Annotated in this window: 21 protein-coding genes; 20 read left to right on the forward strand and 1 reads right to left on the reverse strand. The window is 67.3% G+C overall.

Translation table 11 applies throughout. The features are described 5' to 3' along the window. The first annotated feature begins 119 nt into the window (after positions 1-119). From ubiU to ilvA, 15 genes are all read left to right on the forward strand, one after another. Complete coding sequence (gene ubiU, locus B447_RS10985; RefSeq protein WP_002931343.1) at positions 120-1,136, forward strand: ubiquinone anaerobic biosynthesis protein UbiU; 1,017 nt, start codon at positions 120-122, stop codon at positions 1,134-1,136. 54 nt (positions 1,137-1,190) lie between these two features. After that, positions 1,191-2,102, forward strand: a complete 912-nt coding sequence (locus B447_RS10990; protein ID WP_002939802.1) for a U32 family peptidase — start codon at positions 1,191-1,193, stop codon at positions 2,100-2,102. Positions 2,103-2,133: 31 nt separating this feature from the next. Continuing rightward, positions 2,134-2,670, forward strand: coding sequence for a ubiquinone anaerobic biosynthesis accessory factor UbiT (gene ubiT, locus B447_RS10995; protein ID WP_002939806.1), 537 nt, complete (start codon positions 2,134-2,136; stop codon positions 2,668-2,670). An 81-nt stretch (positions 2,671-2,751) separates the two neighbouring features. Continuing rightward, positions 2,752-3,711 carry a thiamine-phosphate kinase gene (gene thiL, locus B447_RS11000; RefSeq protein WP_198291785.1) on the forward strand — a complete coding sequence of 320 codons (960 nt, stop codon included), beginning with the start codon at positions 2,752-2,754 and terminating at the stop codon, positions 3,709-3,711. A 79-nt stretch (positions 3,712-3,790) separates the two neighbouring features. After that, positions 3,791-4,273 carry a phosphatidylglycerophosphatase A family protein gene (locus tag B447_RS11005; protein WP_198291786.1) on the forward strand — a complete coding sequence of 161 codons (483 nt, stop codon included), beginning with the start codon at positions 3,791-3,793 and terminating at the stop codon, positions 4,271-4,273. 4 nt (positions 4,274-4,277) lie between these two features. Beyond that, the gene (gene pncC / locus B447_RS11010; RefSeq protein ID WP_002939811.1) at positions 4,278-4,766 is read left to right on the forward strand and encodes a nicotinamide-nucleotide amidase; all 489 of its coding nucleotides are present in this window, start codon (positions 4,278-4,280) and stop codon (positions 4,764-4,766) included. 142 nt (positions 4,767-4,908) lie between these two features. Continuing rightward, entirely contained in the window at positions 4,909-5,940 is a 1,032-nt protein-coding gene (recA, locus tag B447_RS11015) for a recombinase RecA (RefSeq protein ID WP_002939814.1), read from the forward strand. Positions 5,941-5,956: 16 nt separating this feature from the next. Further along, complete coding sequence (gene recX / locus B447_RS11020; RefSeq protein WP_002939817.1) at positions 5,957-6,406, forward strand: recombination regulator RecX; 450 nt, start codon at positions 5,957-5,959, stop codon at positions 6,404-6,406. Continuing rightward, the gene (gene lptB, locus B447_RS11025; protein ID WP_002933647.1) at positions 6,393-7,115 is read left to right on the forward strand and encodes an LPS export ABC transporter ATP-binding protein; all 723 of its coding nucleotides are present in this window, start codon (positions 6,393-6,395) and stop codon (positions 7,113-7,115) included. The genes recX and lptB overlap by 14 nt, the downstream gene beginning before the upstream one ends. Positions 7,116-7,137: 22 nt before the next feature. Next, on the forward strand, positions 7,138-8,604 hold the full coding sequence (locus tag B447_RS11030) for an RNA polymerase factor sigma-54 (protein WP_002939824.1): 1,467 nt from the start codon (positions 7,138-7,140) through the stop codon (positions 8,602-8,604). A gap of 17 nt (positions 8,605-8,621) precedes the next feature. After that, positions 8,622-8,945, forward strand: coding sequence for a ribosome hibernation-promoting factor, HPF/YfiA family (hpf, locus tag B447_RS11035; protein ID WP_002933639.1), 324 nt, complete (start codon positions 8,622-8,624; stop codon positions 8,943-8,945). A 136-nt stretch (positions 8,946-9,081) separates the two neighbouring features. Further along, positions 9,082-9,567, forward strand: a complete 486-nt coding sequence (ptsN, locus tag B447_RS11040) for a PTS IIA-like nitrogen regulatory protein PtsN (protein WP_002933632.1) — start codon at positions 9,082-9,084, stop codon at positions 9,565-9,567. Beyond that, complete coding sequence (gene hprK / locus B447_RS11045) at positions 9,536-10,471, forward strand: HPr(Ser) kinase/phosphatase (RefSeq protein WP_002933626.1); 936 nt, start codon at positions 9,536-9,538, stop codon at positions 10,469-10,471. Before ptsN ends, hprK begins: the two co-directional genes overlap by 32 nt. Before the next feature lie 13 nt (positions 10,472-10,484). Then, positions 10,485-12,338, forward strand: coding sequence for an AsmA family protein (locus B447_RS11050; RefSeq protein WP_002939825.1), 1,854 nt, complete (start codon positions 10,485-10,487; stop codon positions 12,336-12,338). 74 nt (positions 12,339-12,412) lie between these two features. Next, positions 12,413-13,942 carry a threonine ammonia-lyase, biosynthetic gene (gene ilvA, locus B447_RS11055; protein ID WP_002931530.1) on the forward strand — a complete coding sequence of 510 codons (1,530 nt, stop codon included), beginning with the start codon at positions 12,413-12,415 and terminating at the stop codon, positions 13,940-13,942. Between the two features lie 18 nt (positions 13,943-13,960). On the opposite strand, the gene B447_RS11060 is transcribed toward ilvA, so the two are convergent. Further along, a complete protein-coding gene (locus tag B447_RS11060; protein WP_002939826.1) occupies positions 13,961-14,554 on the reverse strand; it encodes a 5-formyltetrahydrofolate cyclo-ligase in 594 nt (197 codons plus the stop codon). A 54-nt stretch (positions 14,555-14,608) separates the two neighbouring features. On the opposite strand from B447_RS11060, the gene B447_RS11065 reads away from it, so the two are divergent. The 5 genes from B447_RS11065 (at position 14,609) to B447_RS11085 (ending at position 20,306) form a co-directional block, all read left to right on the forward strand. After that, positions 14,609-16,549, forward strand: coding sequence for a lytic transglycosylase domain-containing protein (locus B447_RS11065; RefSeq protein ID WP_037982723.1), 1,941 nt, complete (start codon positions 14,609-14,611; stop codon positions 16,547-16,549). A 51-nt stretch (positions 16,550-16,600) separates the two neighbouring features. Next, the gene (locus B447_RS11070; RefSeq protein WP_002939830.1) at positions 16,601-17,557 is read left to right on the forward strand and encodes a complex I NDUFA9 subunit family protein; all 957 of its coding nucleotides are present in this window, start codon (positions 16,601-16,603) and stop codon (positions 17,555-17,557) included. A 66-nt stretch (positions 17,558-17,623) separates the two neighbouring features. After that, positions 17,624-18,268 (forward strand): glutathione S-transferase family protein, encoded by a 645-nt coding sequence (locus B447_RS11075; protein ID WP_002939834.1) that lies wholly within the window; start codon positions 17,624-17,626, stop codon positions 18,266-18,268. After that, positions 18,268-19,506, forward strand: coding sequence for a multifunctional CCA addition/repair protein (locus B447_RS11080; RefSeq protein WP_002939836.1), 1,239 nt, complete (start codon positions 18,268-18,270; stop codon positions 19,504-19,506). Before B447_RS11075 ends, B447_RS11080 begins: the two co-directional genes overlap by 1 nt. Next, on the forward strand, positions 19,503-20,306 hold the full coding sequence (locus tag B447_RS11085) for an alpha/beta hydrolase (protein WP_002931523.1): 804 nt from the start codon (positions 19,503-19,505) through the stop codon (positions 20,304-20,306). The genes B447_RS11080 and B447_RS11085 overlap by 4 nt, the downstream gene beginning before the upstream one ends. Positions 20,307-20,315 lie beyond the last annotated feature (9 nt).

Genomic DNA, 20,315 nt, shown 5'->3' on the forward strand with positions numbered 1-20,315 from the left:
TCATAAGGTTTTTTTGCGCACCGCACGATGGTGCACAACGGGCGTTTGACACTCGTCAAAGCCACCTCAGCGACCACGCACTATGGTGCCCGGGTTCTTCCCTGCCCGCCCGGCCGCCAATGTCCGCACCCAATACGATCGAGCTCGTCTGCCCAGCCGGCAGCCTCCCCGCCCTGAAAACCGCCGTCGACCACGGCGCAGACTGCGTCTATCTCGGCTTCAAGGACGCCACCAACGCGCGCAACTTCACCGGCCTCAACTTCGACCCGCCGCAGATGCGCGAAGGCATCGCCTACGCCCACGCCCGTGGCAAGAAGGTGCTGCTCGCACTCAACACCTATCCGCAGACCGGCAACTGGCCGAGCTGGACGCAGGCCATCGACCGCGCTGCCGAGTTCGGTCTCGATGCCCTGATCCTCGCCGACCCCGGTCTTATGGCCTACGCCGCCAGAACGCATCCGCAGTTGCGCCTGCACCTGTCGGTGCAGGGCTCGGCCACCAGCTACGAGGCGATCAACTACTACCATGAGCGCTTCGGTATCCAGCGCGCGGTGCTGCCGCGCGTGCTGTCCATGGCCCAGGTAGAGAGCGTGGTCGCCAACACACCGGTCGAGATCGAGGTCTTCGGCTTCGGCGGCCTGTGCGTGATGGTCGAGGGCCGCTGTGCGCTGTCGGCCTACGCCACCGGCGAGTCGCCCAACTGCAATGGCGCCTGCTCGCCGGGCAAGCACGTACGCTGGGAAGACACGCCGCGCGGCATGGAGACGCGCCTCAACGGCATCCTCATCGACCGTTTCGCCGACGGTGAGCGCGCCGGCTACCCGACCCTGTGCAAGGGCCGCTTCGAGGTCAACGACGAGACCTACTACGCGCTCGAGGAGCCGACCAGCCTCAACACGCTCGAACTGCTGCCCGAGCTCGCCCGCATCGGCATCCGTGCGATCAAGATCGAAGGCCGCCAGCGCAGCCCAGCCTATGTCGCCCAGGTCACCAAGGTGTGGCGCGCCGCGCTCGACAAGCTCAAGGCCGGCGGCGCCGAAGGCTTCGCAGTGCTGCCGGCGTGGATGGCCGAGCTCAACAAGGTCTCCGAAGGCCAGAGCCATACGCTGGGCGCCTACTACCGCCCGTGGAAGTGAGCGTCGCGCAAGCCGCCTCGCACCGCATCACCCGAACGAACTGAGACCCGCCCGATGAAACTCGCCCTCGGCCCCCTGCTCTATTACTGGCCGCACCAGAGCGTGCTCGACTTCTACGCCGACATGGTCGAAGCACCGATCGACAGCGTCTACCTGGGCGAGACGGTGTGCTCGCGCCGCCACGAACTGCGCCTCGACGACTGGCTCGAGGTCGGCAAGGTGCTCGCCGCGGCCGGCAAGGAAGTGGTCATCAGTACCCAGGGCCTGATCGAATCCGAATCCGACCTCAAGGTACTGCGCCGCATCGTGCGCCAGCACAGCGAGGGCGAGACCGGCTTCCGCGTCGAGGCCAACGACATGGGCGCGGTGCGACTGCTCGCCGAGGCCGGCATCACCGACTGGGTCGCTGGCCCCACACTGAACATCTTCAACCCGAACACGCTGCAGCTGATGATCGACTCGGGCGCCACGCGCTGGGCCGTCGCCCCGGAGATGTCGGGTGCCGCGCTTGCCGAGGTGCGCGAAGCGCTCGCAGCCCCGATCGAAACCGAGGTCTTCGCCTACGGCCGCCTGCCGCTCGCGCATTCGGCGCGCTGCTTCACCGCCCGCCACTTCAACCTGCAGAAGGACACCTGCGAGTTCCGCTGTCTGTCGATCATGGACGGCATCACGCTGCGCACCCGCGAAGGCGAACCCTTCCTGACCCTGAACGGCGTGCAGACCCAGTCGGCACGGGTGCATAACCTGCTCGGCGACCTCGCCGCGGTACGTGGCAACGCCGAAGTCCTGCGCATCAGCCCACAGGGCGCCAACACGCGCGCCATCGTCGAACTGTTCCGCACCACCATCGATGCCCAGAGTTCGCCCGCCGAAGCCCTCGCGGCAAGCCGCGCACTGATGATCGAGGCGCCCTGCAACGGCTTCTGGCACGGCCGCGCCGGTGCCGAACAATACGTCGCGGCCTGAGCCAGCACACCCGCCTCCCCGGAGTACACACATGCCCGCCCTGCCCACCCTGCCGCGCCCGCCCCTGCCTGCCGAACTCCTGCCCGGCAGCCTGCGCCAGCGCATTGCCCAAAGCCTGGCAGACTTCCGCATTCCGGACTTCACGGTGCCAACGGCACTGGCCAGGCTGATCTCGCGCCTGCCGCAGCAGCCGCCGACGCATGCCCTGATCGCAGCGCTCAACCTCGCGCTCGGCCGCATCCTGCCGCGCGACACGCTGGCACCGCTCGGCGGACGCCACCTGCAGATGCGCGTGCTCGATGCCGGACTCACGCTCGATTTCGGCCTCGGCGAGCGCGGCTTCCGCCGCGCTGTTCCAGCTGCGGGACGCAAGCCGGACCTGGTGATCTCCGCCACCACGCGCGACTTCATCGCGCTCGCACTGCGCGAGGAAGATCCCGACACGCTGTTCTTCAGCCGCCGCCTGCGCATGGAAGGCGACACCGACCTCGGCCTGCTGGTCAAGAACACGCTCGACGCGGTGGACTGGGACAGTCTGAAGGCGCGCCTGGGTCTGCGCGCACGCTGAGCCCGGCAACGGCGCGCGCAGCGCACTTGTGCGCTAAGCTTGGCGCCCGCCCGCATGCGGGCAGCCGCCTCACTTCGCGTCATGCCTTCCGAATTCGACCTCATTCAGCGTCACTTCACTCGCGCCACACGGCACACCGCGCTCGCCGTCGGCGATGATGCCGCCTTGCTGCAGCCGCGCACAGGCATGCAGCTCGCCGTATCGACCGACATGCTCGTGTCGGGCACCCATTTTTTCGCCGACACCGACCCCGAAGATCTCGGCTGGAAGACCCTGGCGGTGAACGTCTCCGACATCGCAGCGATGGGCGCGGAACCGCGCTGGGCCTTCCTTGCGCTGTCCCTACCAGCTGCCGACGAAGCCTGGATCGAGGCTTTCGCGCGCGGCTTCTTCGCCTGTGCCGATGCGCATGGCGTGGACCTCGCCGGTGGCGACACCACACGCGGGCCGCTCACGCTGTCGGTAACCATCATTGGCGAGACGGCCGCCGGCGAGGCCGTCACCCGCGACGGCGGTCGCGCCGGTGACGACCTGTGGGTATCGGGCCAGCCCGGCCTGGCTGCACTCGGGCTCGCCGCCCTGCAAGGGCGGACCAGGCTCGACGCCGACGGCCGGCGCGCCTGCATCGCCGCACTGCAACGCCCACAACCCCGGCTCGCCCTCGGCCGCGCGCTGCGCGGCGTGGCCAGTGCCATGCTGGACGTCTCCGACGGCCTGCTCGGCGATCTTCGCCACATTCTGGAACGCTCGCACACCGGTGCGCTGATCGAAACCGCGGCGCTGCCGCTCGCCCGCCTGCTTGCAACCGGCGCCGACCCGGTCTTGTGCAGACACTGCCTGCTCGCAGGGGGCGACGACTACGAACTGCTTTTCTGCGCCCCCGCTGCGCGACGTGACACCGTACGGGCGCTCGCCACAAAGCTCGAGTTGCCCGTGCACCGCATCGGCAGCCTCACCGCTGATAGCGGCAGCATCCACATGCGCGAAGCCGACGGCACGCTGGCCCCCCTCGCGCCCAACGGCTACGATCACTTTGCCTGATGCACTGCGAACCATTTCGCCCGAATCAATCCCTCCTGGTACGCAGGCACGCGTCGAACAACACAGATCGGATCACGAGATGCGCCCCACTCTTCGCCTGATGATGAGCCACCCCGCCCACTTCATTTCGCTGGGTTTCGGCTCCGGCCTGTCGCCCTGGGCGCCGGGAACCATGGGCACGCTGCTCGCATGGGCGCTTTACCCGCTGATCCGCGTCCCACTGTCCGAGTTCGTCTTCCTTGCCCTGCTCGCAGCCCTGTTCATCGCCGGCGTACTGGCCGCCGAGCGCACGGGGCGCGCACTCGGCGTGCCCGACCACGGCGGTATCGTGTGGGACGAAATGGTCGCCACCTGGCTGGTGCTGGCCTTCACGCCGCCAACCCTGCTCTGGCAGGCGGTCGCGGTGGCCTTGTTCCGCTTCTTCGACATCGTCAAGCCGCCCCCCGTACGCTGGGCCGATCGCAGTTTCAAGGGCGGCTTCGGGGTGATGTTCGACGACCTGGTCGCGGCCGGCTATACCCTGCTCGCACTCGCCATCCTGGTTGCCATCGTCGGCGCGTAAAGCCATGACCGACACCGAACTCGACACCCTCGCCCAACAGGTCGGCCAGGCGCTCGGCACACGCGGATGGCGGTTGGCGACCGCCGAGTCCTGCACCGGCGGCTGGATCGCAGAGGCCGTTACCGCGATCGGCGGCAGCTCGGCCTGGTTCGACCGCGGCTTCGTCACCTACTCCAACGAAGCCAAGATCGACATGCTGGGCGTATCCGCCCACACCCTCGCAACCCAAGGTGCGGTCAGCGAGGCCACCGTTCGCGAGATGGCCGCCGGGGCACTTGATCGCAGCATCGCCACGGTCGCCGTCGCCGTATCCGGCATTGCCGGCCCCAGCGGCGGCAGCCCGGCCAAGCCCGTGGGCACGGTGTGCATCGGCTGGGCCTTGCGCGCCGGCGAGCAAAGCGCCCTGACCCTGCATTTCGCCGGCGATCGTAGCGCCGTGCGCAGACAGACCGTGATCCGCGCACTGCAGGGCGTACTTGCACTGGCGCACTGACGCGAGCCTGCCCCGTCCGCTTCGGCAACTCCGCCGTTTGCTGTATTTTCATACACGTCTTAAACTAGCGGCACCAGGCGCGGCCGTCCGCATGCCTGCAATCTTTGTGCCATAATCCGCCAATCACACAGGACGCACCTCCATGGACGACAACAAGGCCAAGGCCCTCGCCGCCGCGCTCTCCCAGATCGAAAAGCAGTTCGGCAAAGGGTCGATCATGCGCATGGGCGACGGCAACGTCGAACGTGACATCCAGACCGTCTCCACCGGCTCGCTCGGCCTCGACATCGCGCTCGGCCTCGGTGGTCTGCCGCGCGGCCGGGTCGTCGAGATCTACGGCCCGGAATCCTCGGGCAAGACCACGCTGACCCTGCAGGTGATCGCCGAGATGCAGAAGCTGGGCGGCACGGCAGCCTTCATTGACGCCGAGCACGCGCTCGACGTCGGCTACGCGGAGAAGCTTGGCGTCAATATCCAGGACCTGCTCATCTCGCAGCCCGACACCGGCGAGCAGGCGCTCGAGATCGCCGACATGCTGGTGCGCTCCGGCGGCGTGGACGTGGTCGTCGTCGACTCGGTCGCCGCGCTCACCCCCAAGGCCGAGATCGAGGGCGAGATGGGCGACCAGCTCCCCGGCCTGCAGGCGCGCCTGATGTCGCAAGCGCTACGCAAGCTCACCGCCAACATCAAGCGCACCAACACGCTGGTGATCTTCATCAACCAGATCCGCATGAAGATCGGCGTCATGTTCGGTAGCCCGGAGACCACCACGGGCGGCAATGCACTCAAGTTCTATGCCTCCGTGCGCATGGACATCCGCCGCACCGGCACGATCAAGAAGGGCGACGAGGTGGTCGGCTCCGAAACCCGAGTCAAGGTCGTCAAGAACAAGGTCTCGCCCCCCTTCAAGGAAGCCCACTTCGACATCCTCTACGGCGAAGGCATCTCGCGCGAGGGCGAGATCATCGATCTGGGCGTGACACACAAGATCGTCGACAAGTCCGGCGCCTGGTATGCCTACCAGGGCGACAAGATCGGCCAGGGCAAGGACAACTCACGCGAATTCCTGCGTGCGAATCCGACGCTTGCGCGCGAAATCGAAAACAAGGTCCGCGTCGCCGTCGGCCTGCCCGAACTGCCGCCAGCGGCACCGGCAACGGCCACGGAAAGCTGAGCCTAGCCAGGACACCATGGGCGCCCCCAGCCTGCGCGAACGCGCGCTTCGCCATCTTGCCCGCCGCGACCACTCGCGCGCGGAGCTGGCGCGCAAGCTGGCCGCCCACGGCGAGGCCGACGAGGTGCAGGCAGTGATCGAGCGCATGGGCGAGCTCGGCCTGCAGTCCGACAGCCGCTACGCCGAAGCCTACGTGCGCACCCGTGCCAACCGCTTCGGCGGCAGCCGCCTGCGCAGCGAGCTGACGCGGCGCGGGATCGACCGTGAACTGATCGAGGCAACACTCGCCACGGAGTGCGTAGAATCGGAACTGGAGCGTGCCCGCGCAGTGCTGCGCAGCCGCTTCCAGGCGGCCCCGGCGGATGCGCGCGAATGGGCGCGCCAGGCCCGTTTCCTGCAAACCCGCGGCTTTGCACCCGAACTGATCCGCAAGCTGCTGAAAGAACCCCGCGATGAGTCTGCTTAAGGTCTCCAGCCTGCAAAAGCGCTACAAGGCGCGCACCGTGGTCCACGACGTCGGCTTCGAGGTCGGCTCGGGCGAGGTCGTCGGCCTGCTCGGCCCCAACGGCGCCGGCAAGACCACCTGTTTCTACATGATCGTAGGCTTGGTCCGTGCCGACGGCGGCCAGATCAACCTCGACGGCACCGACCTCACCCACCTGCCGATCCACGCCCGTGCGCGTCTGGGCCTGTCCTACCTGCCGCAGGAGATGAGCGTCTTCCGCAAGCTCACCGTGGCCGAAAACATCCGTGCCGTGCTCGAGCTCCAGGGGCTCGAGGCGCACCAGGTGAAGACCCGGCTCGACGAACTGCTGCTCGAGCTTGGCATCAACCACCTGCGCGACAACACCGCCGTCTCACTCTCCGGCGGCGAGCGCCGACGTTGCGAGATCGCGCGCGCACTTGCAACCGACCCGCGCCTGATCCTCCTCGACGAACCCTTCGCAGGGGTCGACCCGATCGCGGTCATCGACATCCAGAAGATCATCCGCTTCCTCAAGGAGCGCGGCATCGGCGTGCTGATCACGGACCACAACGTGCGCGAGACGCTCGGCATCTGCGATCGTGCGTACATCATCAGCGAAGGCCGGGTACTGGCAAGCGGCGAACCGGCCGAGATCATCGACAACGAAAGGGTGCGCCAGGTTTACCTGGGCGAGCATTTCCGCCTGTGAATCCGCGCGCGCGTCGACAGCGATGAAACCAAGCCTCCAGCTCAAGCTCTCCCAGCACCTTACCCTGACGCCGCAGCTGCAGCAGTCGATCAAGCTGCTGCAGCTGTCGACCATCGAGCTGAACCAGGAGATCGAGCGCTTCCTGCTCGAGAACCCGATGCTCGAGCGCAGCGACGGCGACGGTGTCGAGTTCGTACCACCGCTACCACCGGGCAGCCCCCCCGAGCACGAGGCCAGACAGCAACAGGCAAACACCCCCGAGGCGCCAGCCAGCGCTGCGGACAGCGAGGCCGGCGACCATGCCGACCATGGCAGCGCCGACGAAGGCATGGACTGGTCCAATGTCGGCAGCGGCGCATCGAGCCGCAGCGAGGACGACGACGACGTCGATTACCAGGAACTGCAGGCGGCTGGCGTCTCCCTGCGTGAACATCTCGACCAGCAGGTGTCGCTGTCGCCGCTGTCAGACCGCGACCGCGCCCTCGTGCGCTTCATCATCGAAGCCTTGGATGACGACGGCTACCTTCACCAGCCGCTCGATGAGCTCCTCGAACTGCTTCCGGACGACGCCGACGTCGATGTCGATGACCTGAACATCGCGCTGCGCCACGTACAGAACCTCGAGCCCGCAGGCATCGGCGCGCGCAGCCCCAGCGAATGCCTGTCGCTGCAGCTCCGTACCCTGCCGGCTTCGGCGACGCGCACGCTCGCGCTCGAGATCGTCGACAAGCACCTCGAGCTGCTCGCCGAGCGCAACTTCGTCAAGCTCAAGAAGCTGACCGGCTGCGACGACGAAGCCCTGCGCGCCGCCCATGCCCTGATCTGCAGCCTCGACCCCCACCCCGGCTCGCGTTACTCGAACGCCGAGACGCGCTACGTACTGCCGGATGTGGTCGTACGCAAGCTGCGCGGGCGGTGGACGGTCAGCCTGAACCAGGAGGCAATGCCGCGTCTGCGCATCAACCGCCTGTATGCCAGCCTGCTGCAGCAGAACCGCGGCCAGGGTGGCGGCCTGAGCGGACAGTTGCAGGAGGCACGCTGGCTGATCAAGAACGTGCAGCAGCGCTTCGACACCATCCTCCGGGTGTCCCAGGCCATCGTTGACCAGCAGAGGCAGTTCTTCGATCATGGGGAGGTGGCAATGCGGCCACTCACCCTCCGGGAGATCGCGGACCAACTCGAGCTGCACGAGTCCACCGTGTCGCGCGTGACCACGCAGAAGTACATGGCGAGTCCGCGCGGGGTGTTCGAACTCAAGTATTTCTTCGGTAGTCACGTCGCCACCGACACCGGTGGAGCGGCCTCGTCCACGGCGATTCGCGCGCTGATTCGCCAACTGGTCGACGCCGAGGACAGCAAGAAACCGCTGTCCGACGCCAAGATTGCCGAAGTCCTTGGCCAGCAGGGTATCGTGGTCGCACGGCGCACGATCGCCAAGTATCGCGAATCCCTCAATATCCCGCCGGTCAGCCTGCGCAAATCCATCTGACAAAAACAGGAGTCAACATGAATCTCAACATCACCGGGCGCCACGTCGAAGTCACTCCGGCCATTCGCGACTACGTCACCTCCAAGCTTGATCGCGTCATCCGTCACTTCGACAACGTCACCAGTGTCGCGGTGATCCTCTCGGTCGAGAAGCTCAAGCAGAAGGCCGAGGTCACCCTGCACGTGCGCGGCAAGGACATCTTCGTCGAAAGCGATGATGCCGACCTGTACGCGGCCATCGACGCGATGACCGACAAGCTCGACCGCCAGGTGCAGAAGTACAAGCAGAAACTGGCCGACCACAACCACGAGACGATCAAGCACCAGGCCCCCGAAGCCTGACGCTTTCGTTTCAGCCCCACGTCCGGGGTATGGTTATAATGCGCCCGTTTCCAAGACGCGGCGCCAGCATGCCCCGGGACGGCCGGTCGCACCCTGCGACCGGAATGCCTGCGATATTGCGCGAACCCTCCAGCGAATGAGCCTGATATCCCAACTCCTGCCACTGTCCAATGTGGTGGTCGACCTCGACGCGAGCAGCAAGAAGCGCGTCTTCGAGCAGGCGGGCCTGCTGTTCGAAAACAATCAGGGCATCGGGCGCAGCACCGTGTTCGATAGCCTGTTCGCGAGAGAGCGCCTCGGCTCCACTGGCCTCGGCCAGGGCATTGCGATTCCGCACGGGCGCATCAAGGGTCTCAAGGAGGCGGCAGGTGCGTTCCTGCGCCTTGCGAGCCCGGTGCAGTTCGACTCGCCCGATGGCCGCCCGGTGAACATGTTGTTCGTGCTGCTGGTCCCCGAGCAAGCCAACGAGACCCACCTGCAACTGCTCTCCGAGCTGGCTCAGATGTTCAGCGACCGCGGCTTCCGCGAAGCGCTGCAAGCCGCGCCGGATGCAGACCATATCCACCAGATGTTCATGAACTGGGGCGCCGATGCGGCAGACCAGCGTCGCGCGGCTGTATGAGGCGCATCGCGACAACCTGCAGCTGAACCACATCAGCGGCAACCTCGGCGCGAGCCTCGCGGTCGCCGAAGACCGCATGTGGCCGGCCGATCTCGTCGGCCACCTCAACCTCATCCACCCCACACGGCTGCAGGTCATGGGCGCTGCGGAGCTCGAATGGGCGCGCCGCCAGTCAAACGACAAGGTTGCTCACCACCTCAACGAGATCTGCTCCGCGCACCCGCCAGCCCTGATCGTCGCCGACGGCTGCGAAGTTCCCAATATCGTGCATGGGGTTTGCGTGGCACACGACGTCGCACTGTTCAGCGCAGCCCACCCATCGGCAAGCGTGATCGACCAGTTGCGGCTCTACCTGTCGCGCGAGCTGGCGGAGAAGACCTCGCTGCACGGCGTGTTCATGGATGTGCTCGGACTGGGCGTACTGATCACCGGCGACTCGGGTGCAGGCAAATCGGAGCTCGCGCTGGAGCTCATTTCCCGCGGTCACGGCCTGGTGGCCGATGACGTCGTCGAACTGTCGCGCATCGCTCCCACCGTACTCGAGGGGCGCAGCCCCGAGATGCTGCAGGACTTCATCGAAGTGCGCGGCCTGGGCATTCTCAACATCCGCACCATCTTCGGTGAAACGGCGTGCCGCCGGAAGATGCGCCTGCGCCTGATCTGCCACCTCGAGCGCCGCCAGCCGGGCCCCGGCGATCCCAGCCGCCTGCCCTTGCAGCAAGAGGTCCAGGACATCCTGGGCGTTGCAATTGCACGCGTCGTGCTGCCGGTTGCGGCTGGCCGTAACCTGGCCGTTCTGCTCGAGGCGGCGGTGCGCTCGACCATCCTGCAATTGCGTGGCATCGATTCGACCCAGGACTTCATCGAACGCCAGACGCGGGCGATGACGCCGCCGGAAGACTGATGCAGGCGGCGCGATGAGAACGCCGATACGCTATCTGCTGATCACGATCGGCATCCTCATCGCGCTCGTCGCTGCACTTGCCGCCTGGATCGCACTGCGCTTCGACGCCAACGACCACCGCGAGCGCATCGCCGCCGAGTTCATGCGCCACACCGGTCGGTCGCTGCAGATCGATGGCACCCTGAATCTCTCGTTCTATCCATGGCTGGGCATCGAGGCAAGGGATGCCGTCCTTGCCGATGCGCCAGGTTTCGGCGACGCCCCCTTTGCCCGCATTGCCAGGCTGCAGGCCCGCGCACGCCTGTTGCCGCTGCTGCGCGGCGAACTCGACATCGACCGCATCGCCATCGACGGCCTCGCCCTCAAGTTGGTGCGTGCGGCCGACGGGCGTACGAACTGGTCGACGGCGGACGCGGACACTGCGGGGAGCGCGCCAGCCGCAGCGCCCCGGGGCGACACCGCGACGACGGCCGGCGCACTCGCACTCGCGATTGGGGGCATCGACATCCAGGGGGCGAGCGTGTCGTGGACCGATCTCCGCGACAACACCCAGCTGCAACTCACCAAGCTCCAGCTTCAGGCAAGCGAGATCAGGCCGGGAGCACCCTTCCCGCTGCAATCCAGCTTCACGCTGGGCAGCAGCGGGATGAGCGCGACCATGGACATCGCAATCGACTCGCGTGTCCGCATCAGCATCCAGGACGAGGTGGTCGAGCTATCGGACCTGTCGGTGCGCTTCGGCCGTAGCGACGGCATTCGGCCCCGGGGGCAGATCGAAGCGGCGCTGCGCGCAGACGCCGACTCGATCGTGTTCGAACGGCTGCATGCCATCGTCGACGACACCCGGATCGAAGGCCGCGTTGCCGTCACCGAGCCCACGCGCCCCGCAATTCAGTTCGATCTCGACATCGACAACCTCGACCTGGACGCCTACCTGCCCGCCGGCGCACAGGTCGCGCCCGCCCCGGCGGGCGCCGCAACCGCGGCAGCGCGCAACCCCAGCGCGCTCGTCACGCTCGCTGCCGACGGTCGCCTGCGTGTCGGCCGCCTGCGCGCGCACGGCCTGCAGCTGAGCGAGGTCGACCTCGTCCTGCAGGCCGAGGACGGACAGCTCAGGCTCGCCCCACTGTCGGCCTCGCTCTACGGCGGACGCTACAGCGGCAAGGTCGGCATCGATGCGCGCCGCAGCCCGCTTCGGCTCACGCTCGATGAGCGTCTCGAGGACATTCAGCTCGCCCCCTTCCTGCGCGACTTCAGCGGCACGGAAGCACGCATCGCAGGCCGCGCCACGGTGCAGGCCCGCCTGCAGGGCAACGCCGACAGCACCGACAGCCTGCGCCGCAGCATCACCGGCCAGGTGGACCTGCGCATCGTCGATGGCGCGCTGAAGGGCATCAACATCGCCCAGATGATGCGCGAGGCGTCCGCCCGCATACGTGGAACGGCAGCGCCCTCTCCGAGCGGGCGAAACGAGACCGACTTCACGGATCTGAGCGCGACACTTCGCATCGCCAACGGCCAGGTCCGCAATGACGACCTCGCGCTGCGCGCGCCCCTGCTCAGACTCACCGGCGCCGGCAGCGCCAGCCTGATCAACGAGACCATCGACTACCGGCTGCGCGCCAGCGCCGTCGCAACCCTGGCCGGACAAGGCGGTGACGAACTCGCCAGCCTGCGCGGACTCACCATCCCCATCCGCATCAGCGGCCCGTTTGCCGAGCCCAGGTTCGCACTCGACATCGAATCGCTGGTGGCGGACAGCTTGCGCGAACGCGCAGCCGAGCGCATCGATGAGCGCATCCGCGAGCGCGTACCCGAGGGCGTGCAGGACACACTACGCCGCGGCCTTCGCGACCTGCTGCGCTGAACGCTGCCGCCCCTTGCGACCCAGCCGCCGCGGCTGATACCCTCGTCCGCTTTGCAGCAGAATTTCGGCCGCCCATGACCACCCCCTCGGATTACCTGGAACGCATCCTCAACGCGCAGGTGTACGACGTCGCCGTCGAGACCCCGCTTGACCTTGCTGCAAACCTGTCGGCACGCACCCATAACCGCATCTTCCTCAAGCGCGAGGACATGCAGCCCGTGTTCAGCTTCAAGATCCGCGGCGCCTACAACAAGATGGCCAAGCTCTCGCCCCAGGCCCTCAAGCGCGGCGTGATCTGTGCCTCCGCCGGCAACCATGCGCAGGGCGTGGCGCTTTCGGCGGCAAAGCTTGGCGTGCGTGCCGTGATCGTGATGCCGAGCACCACGCCGGCGATCAAGATCGATGCGGTCAAGGCGCGTGGCGGCGAAGTGGTGCTCGCCGGCGAGTCCTATTCCGACGCCTATGCGCATGCGCTCGAACTCGAGAAGAGCGAAAAGCTCACCTTCGTCCACCCCTTTGACGACCCCGACGTAATCGCCGGCCAGGGCACCGTGGGCCTGGAGATCCTGCGCGCGCATTCAAAGCCGATCCACGCGGTATTCTGCTGTGTCGGCGGCGGCGGCCTGATCGCCGGCGTGGCGGCCTACATCAAGCGCCTGCGCCCGGAGACGAAGATCATCGGCGTCGAGGCGGTAGGCGCCGACGCGATGACCCAGTCGCTGGCGGCGGGCAAGCGCGTCACCCTGGAACAGGTCGGCATCTTCGCCGACGGCGCCGCAGTGAAGGAGGTCGGCGCCGAAAACTTCCGCCTGTGCCAGCAATATGTGGACGAGATGATCGTGGTCGATAACGACGCCATCTGTGCCGCGATCAAGGACGTGTTCGAAGACACCCGCTCGATCCTCGAGCCGGCCGGCGCACTCGCGGTCGCAGGCGCAAAGGAATATGCCCGCCGCCACAAGCTGCGCGACAAGAGCCTGGTCGCCGTAGCCTCAGGCGCCAACATGAACTTCGATCGTCTGCGTTTCGTGGCTGAACGCGCCGAACTCGGCGAACAGCGCGAAGCCGTGCTCGCCGTGACGATTCCGGAGAAGCCGGGCTCGTTCAAGAAGTTCATCAGTGTCCTCGGCAACCGCAACATCACCGAGTTCAACTACCGTTACGCCCACCCGCAGCAGGCACACATCTTCGTCGGCGTCACCGTACACAACCGCAACGAGGTTGCGCGCCTGGTCGAGATGCTGGAACGCCACGAACTGCCGGCCATCGATCTCACCGACGACGAACTCGCCAAGACCCATGTGCGCTACATGGTCGGCGGCCGCTCGCCGCAGGCCGAGAACGAAGTGGTTTACCGCTTCATCTTCCCCGAACGCCCCGGCGCACTGATGAACTTCCTCTCCAACCTGCGCTCGGACTGGAACATCTCCCTGTTTCACTACCGCAACCATGGCTCGGACTTCGGCCGCGTCCTGGTCGGCATGCAGGTACCTCCGCAGGATAAGGCCGCCTTCGACGACTTCCTGCAGCGCCTCGGCTACGAATACGCCGCCGAGAGCGACAATCCCGCTTATCGCATGTTCCTGTCGGCCAGCACCGGCTGACCCCCCACGGCGGAAGGCTCAGGGCAGCGCCCTGGCCGCCCCCGCCTCGGTGACGATCCACTCCATAGGCTTGTCATGGGGCTGTGGCAGCGTACTCGGTACGCGCCCGAGTTCGAAGCCGACACCGACTGCAACAGTGTCCATGCCAGCCAGGGTGCGGTCGAAGTAGCCGCCGCCGTAGCCCAGCCTGTAGCCGCAGGTATCGAAGGCGTTGAGCGGAACGAGGACGACGTCGGGTATCAGGCTGTCGCCCGCGGCCGGGTGCGGGATGCCGTGGCGGTCCAGCACCATCGGCTGGTCCGGCTCCCATGCGCGGAACACCATCGCGGCATCGCGCTCCAAGACCACGGGCAAGGCGGCCACACGCCCGGGCGCGGCAACGCGCCAGCCGCACACCCACTGACGCAGATCGGGCTCTGCGCGATAGGGCCAGCAAAAGCCAAGCCGTCGGGGCTGGAGCAGCGCCATCAACCCATCGAGATGCGCCGCCAGGCGCAATGTCAGGCAGGCGCGCTGCGCCTCCGGCATTGCCTGCCGGGCACGCAATGCCGCCTCGCGCAGGCGTTTGCGCTGTGCAGCAGAGTCGACGTCGAGCGCGCTTGCGGGGGCCAATGGATGATCCGTCACTGTGGTATGTTCAGCCTTGAAATGGGAGCAGGCAACAGCATGAGAAAAGCATTCTGGGCAACATTGTTCAGCGCAGCATTCCTGCTGCCCGGAAGCGTGTCCGCACAGTCACCGGGCGAGACCGGAGCGGACCGTATCGTCGCCGCGCGCGAGGCGCTGCGCAAGGGGGATCAGGCACGACTCGAGCGCCTCGCTGCGATACGCGACACGCACGTGCTCGACCCCTACCCGCGCTACTGGCTGCTGGTGAACCGCCTCGCCCGCAGCGAGCCGCCGCCGTCCGATGCGCTGAACGCGTTCATCGCCGAGCATGACGGCAGCCACCTCGCAGAGCGCCTGCGCGCCGACTGGCTGCGCCGGCTGGCGCGCGACGGCGACTGGGCGGGCGCGCTACGCCTGCATGCAGCGCTGCAGAACCCGGACGCCGAACTGCGCTGCACGGGCTGGAGCGCGCGCCTCTTCACCGGCGACGACAGCGGCCTGCACGAGCTTGCTGCGCAATGGGACACCCTGCAGTCTGCGCCCGCGGCCTGCGAACTGCCGATGCGTGCCGCCGTCGAACGCGGCGTCGTCAGCGAAGATCGCGTCTGGTGGCGCATCCGCCGCCAGATCGATACGCGCAGCCCGAACGACGCCCTCGCCAGCCTTGCGCTGCTGCCCGCGGGCGTGGCGCCTGCGCGCGCGGACCTTGACCAGGCCATCCGCTCGCCCTCGCAATGGCTGGACCGCCTGCCTGCCAACTTCGCCGTCACCCGCGCCGGGCGCGAACTTGCCCTGGCCGCGCTGGTACGCCTCGTGCGCGAGGATGCAGCAGCGGCCCAGGTCCGTCTGCTCCGCATCCAGGACCGCCTGGGCGCGGAGGAGCGCAACTACGTCCATCTGGTGATGGCGATGCATGCGGCGATCGGGCGGCGCCCGGACGCGCTTGCACTCTACGCCGCGGCCGGCAGCATCGAGACCACGCCGATGCAGCGCGCATGGCGGGTGCGCGCCGCACTGCGCGCCCAGGACTGGCGCGCAGTGCGCAGTGCGATCGAGGCCCTGCCCGCAGCCGAACGCGAAGCCCCGGAGTGGATCTACTGGCTGGGCAGGGCACACGCCGCCACAGGCAACCGTGACCAGGCCGAATCGCTCTACCTGCGCATCGCTGGCGAGGCACATTTCTATGGCATGCTCGCCGCCGAAGAATTCGGCCAGCCCTTCATGCCACCCCCCGCGACCGCAGCGCTGGCGCGTGCCAAGCTCGAGGAGGCCGAGCGCGACCCCAGCCTGAGGCGTGCGCTCGCCCTCTACCAGCTCGACATGCGCACCGAGGCGTTGCGCGAGTGGGTTTGGGGCGTGCGCAATCGCGACGAAGCCTTCCGCGTCGCCGCCGCGCATCTCGCACTGCGCCACGAACTGTACGACCGCACTATCAACACCGCAGAACTGGCCAACCCGAACAGCAACTTCGAGCTGCGCTTCCTGACCCCGTACCGCGATCTCATCGAACCCCAGGTGCGCGCCCAGGGCCTGGACCTCGGCTGGGTCTACGGCATCATGCGCCAGGAGAGCCGCTTCGTCATCCCGGCACGCTCGAGTGCAGGCGCCCAGGGACTGATGCAGGTCATGCCGGACACCGGCAAGTGGGTGGCGAACCGCATCGGCATGGCGAACTACCATCCACGGCTGCTCACCGACCCGAACACCAACGTATTGCTCGGCACCAGCTACATGCGCCTGATCATGGAAGGCCTCGACGATCATCCCGTGCTGGCGAGCGCAGGCTACAACGCCGGGCCCGGCCGGGCACGGCGCTGGCGCGACAGCATGCCGATCGAGGGCGCGATCTATACCGAGACGATTCCCTTCGACGAGACCCGGGACTATGTCAAGAAGGTGCTCGCGAACGCAGTCATATACTCCGCGATGCTTGAGAAACGGCCACAATCGCTCAAGGCGCGCCTCGGCACGATCGCGCCCGGCACGATCAACGAGTAAGCTTGCCGACATGCGCCTGAATAAACAGTCCAAGCACAGACGAGTGGAACCATGAATCAAAGACGCATCGTCCTCATCGGCGGCGCCGGCTTCATCGGCAGCGCCCTTGCCAACCGCCTGTCCGCGGCAGACGCCAAGGTCATCATCCCGACCCGACGCCGCAGCCGTGCCGGCCATGTCCTGCTGCTGCCCAACGTGGAGGTCGTCGAGGTCGACGTCCATGACCCCGCAGCACTCGACGCCCTCCTTGCCGGCGCTGACGCCGTGGTCAACCTGGTCGGTGTACTGCACTCGCGGCCGGGCACGCCCTTCGGCCCCGACTTCGCGCGCAACCACGTCGAATTGCCACAAAAGATCGTCACCGCCTGCCGCAACGCTGGCGTGCGCCGCCTGATCCATATCAGCGCACTGGGCACTGCTGCCGACGCCCCCTCCGAGTACCAGCGTTCCAAGGCCGCCGGAGAGACGGCAATCCGCGCTGCCGGCCCGGACGTAGCATGGACCATCCTGCGCCCCTCGGTCGTGTTCGGCCGCGGCGACAGCTTCCTCAATCTCTTCGCCGGGCTGGCCGCAGTGTTCCCGGTGCTGCCGCTTGCCGGCGCGGGCACGCGCTTCCAGCCAGTGTATGTCGAGGATGTCGCAGAGGCGGTGTGCCAGAGCCTTGCCCGCCCCGAAGCCGAAGGGCAGACCTACGAACTCGCCGGACCGACGGTCTATACCCTGCGTCAGCTCGTCGAATACGTTTCTGCACTTGTCGACAAGCCGCGCCCGGTCATTGCGCTTCCCGACGGCCTCGCCATGGTCCAGGCCCGCTTGATGGAGCTTGCGCCGCAGCCGCTGATGAGCCGCGACAACGTGCGCTCGATGAAGGTGGACAACGTCGCCAGCGGCGAGCCCCTTCCTTTCGGGCTCCCCCCGACCGCACTCGAGTCGGTCGCCCCCGCCTGGCTTGGCCAGCAGGGCACGCGCGCGCACTACTACCCGTTCCGCCGCCTGGCGCGGCGCTGAACGGTTGCGGCGCCGGGCACAGGCGCCGCTGCTGCCATTTTCCACCACCGTGACCCGGAGTCCGCGATGAAGCTCATCATCGGCAACAAGAACTATTCGTCCTGGTCCCTGCGCGCCTGGCTGGCGGCGCGCGAGGGCGGCTTCACCTTCGAGGAAATCCGCATCCCGCTGTTCATCCCCGGCAGCCGCGAGCGCATCCTGTCGCATTCGCCCTCGGGTAAGGTGCCCTGCCTGAACGACCATGGCTTCGCGGTGTGGGACTCGCTGGCAATCGGCGAGTACCTCGCCGAGAAGCAGCCAGCCCTGCTTCCCACCGACCCCACCGCACGCGCGATCGCCCGTGCAGTGACGGCCGAGATGCACGCCGGCTTTCAGAACCTGCGCAGCCGCATGCCAATGAACGTCCGCAAGGATTACACCGGCTTCGGCCACAGCCCCGAGGTCGATGCCGACATCGCCCGCATCGTCGCCATCTGGACCGATTGCCGCAGCCGCTTCGGCCATGACGGCCCCTATCTGTTTGGCCGCTTCAGCCTCGCCGACGCCGCCTACGCCCCCGTCGCCTTCCGCTTCCAGACCTACGGCGTCAAGCCTGAAGGCGATGCCGGCGCCTACCTCGCCACCCTGCTCGCCAATCCCCACATGCAGGACTGGGCCGCCGCCGCACGTGCGGAGACCGAGTCCATTCCCGAAGAGGATCTGTACGGTTGATGCAGGCCTATGTCGTTGGCGGGGCGGTACGTGACGCCCTGCTCGGGCTGCCGGTCAAGGATCGCGACTGGGTCGTCGTAGGCAGCACGCCAGAGGCGATGCTGGCCGAGGGCTTCAGGCCCGTGGGACGCGACTTCCCCGTTTTCCTGCACCCGCAGACCCAGGAGGAATACGCGCTCGCGCGCACCGAACGCAAGTCAGGCCACGGCTACGCCGGCTTCGTCTGCCACGCCGCACCCGATGTCACCCTCGAACAGGACCTGCTGCGTCGCGACCTCACCATCAACGCCATCGCGCGCGACCACGACGGTCGGCTGATCGACCCCTGCGGCGGCGTCGCCGACCTCGAGGCCCGCGTCTTCCGCCATGTCTCTCCGGCCTTCGCCGAAGACCCGGTGCGCATCCTGCGCGTCGCACGCTTTGCGGCCCGCTTCACCGACTTCAGCGTCGCTCCCGAGACGCTGGCACTGATGCGGCAGATGGTGGCAGCAGGTGAAGTCGACCACCTCGTGAGCGAGCGCGTGTGGCAGGAACTTGCCCGCGGTCTGATGGAACAGCGCCCCTCGCGCATGATCCGCGTCCTGCGCGAGAGCGGCGCGCTCGCCCGCCTCCTCCCCGAACTCGACCGTTTGTTCGGCATTCCGCAGCCAGCGAAGTACCACCCCGAGATCGACACCGGCGAACACGTGCTGATGGTGATCGACCAGGCCGCCACCAGCGGCCAGCCACTCGCCGTGCGCTGGGCCTGTCTGCTTCATGACCTGGGCAAGGGCGACACACCCGCGCACGTCCTGCCGCATCACTACGGCCACGAGGCAGCGAGCACCCGCCGTGCGCGCGAAGTCTCAGAACGCCTGAAGGCACCGGCGGACTGCCGCGACCTTGCCGAGATGCTCGCCCGCGAGCACGGCATCCTTGGCCAGGCCGCAGTGCTGCGCGCAGACACCATGGTCAAGCTGATCGAGCGCTGCGACGCGCTGCGCAGGCCGGAACGCTTCCTGCTCATGCTCCAGGGCGCAGCCTGCGACCATAGCGGACGCGGTGCCGGCGCCGGCACCATCACAACCCCTGCCGACTGGCCGCCCTTGTTGCGCTGGGAGGCAGTGCTTCACGCGGTCCGCAGCATCGACGCGTGTACAATCGCCCGCAACTGCCGGGACAAGGCATCGATCCCGCAAGCCCTGCACGCCGCCCGCGTGGCGGCCGTGAAGGCCCTCGACAGCAAGGATTCCGCATGAACGCCACCCGCTTCGGCGAACTCGAGGTGCTGTGCCACGCACCCGCGCGCCCCACGCATGACACGCCGCTGCTCTTCATTCACGGCGCCTACATATCGGCCTGGTGCTGGGAAGAGCACTTCCTGCCCTGGTTCGCAGAACGCGGCTGGGCCGCCTATGCGCTGTCGCTGTCCGGACACGGGGCAAGCCGCAAGCGCGCGCTGCTCGACTCGTACTCGATAGACGACTACGTGCGCGACGTCGCCGAGGTCGTCGCCCGCCTGCCCGCTGCACCCGTGCTGATCGGCCACTCGATGGGCGGCATGGTGGTGCAGAAGTACCTGGAGCAATACGACGCGCCCGCGACCGTACTGATGGCCTCTGTTCCGCCCCAGGGCCTGATGGGCTCGGCCTTCGGCCTCATGCTCAAGCGTCCGACGCTGCTCTCCGACCTCAACGCCATCATGACCGGCAACGACGTCAACATCGACAGCCTGCGCGAAGCCCTCTTCCACCAGCCGGTGGATGCGGCCGACCTGCGCCGCTACTACACGCTCAGCCAGCCAGAGTCCCACCGCGCGATCTGGGACATGTCGCTGTTCAACCTGCCCCAACCCGCGCGCATGCACCAGCCGCCGATGCTCATCCTGGGCGCCCGCCACGATGCACTCATCCCACCCGACCAGGTGCACATGACGGCATCCACCTACGGCCGCCAGGCAGAGATCTTCCCCGACATGGGCCACGGCATGATGCTGGAGCAGGATTGGGAGCAGGTCGCGCGCCGCGTCGAAGCCTGGTTGATCGAGCGCAGCCTTTAACGCCTGCGC

Origin of the sequence: Thauera sp. 27, assembly GCF_000310125.2 — a bacterium.
In the GTDB taxonomy this organism is placed as follows: Bacteria; Pseudomonadota; Gammaproteobacteria; order Burkholderiales; family Rhodocyclaceae; genus Thauera; species Thauera mechernichensis.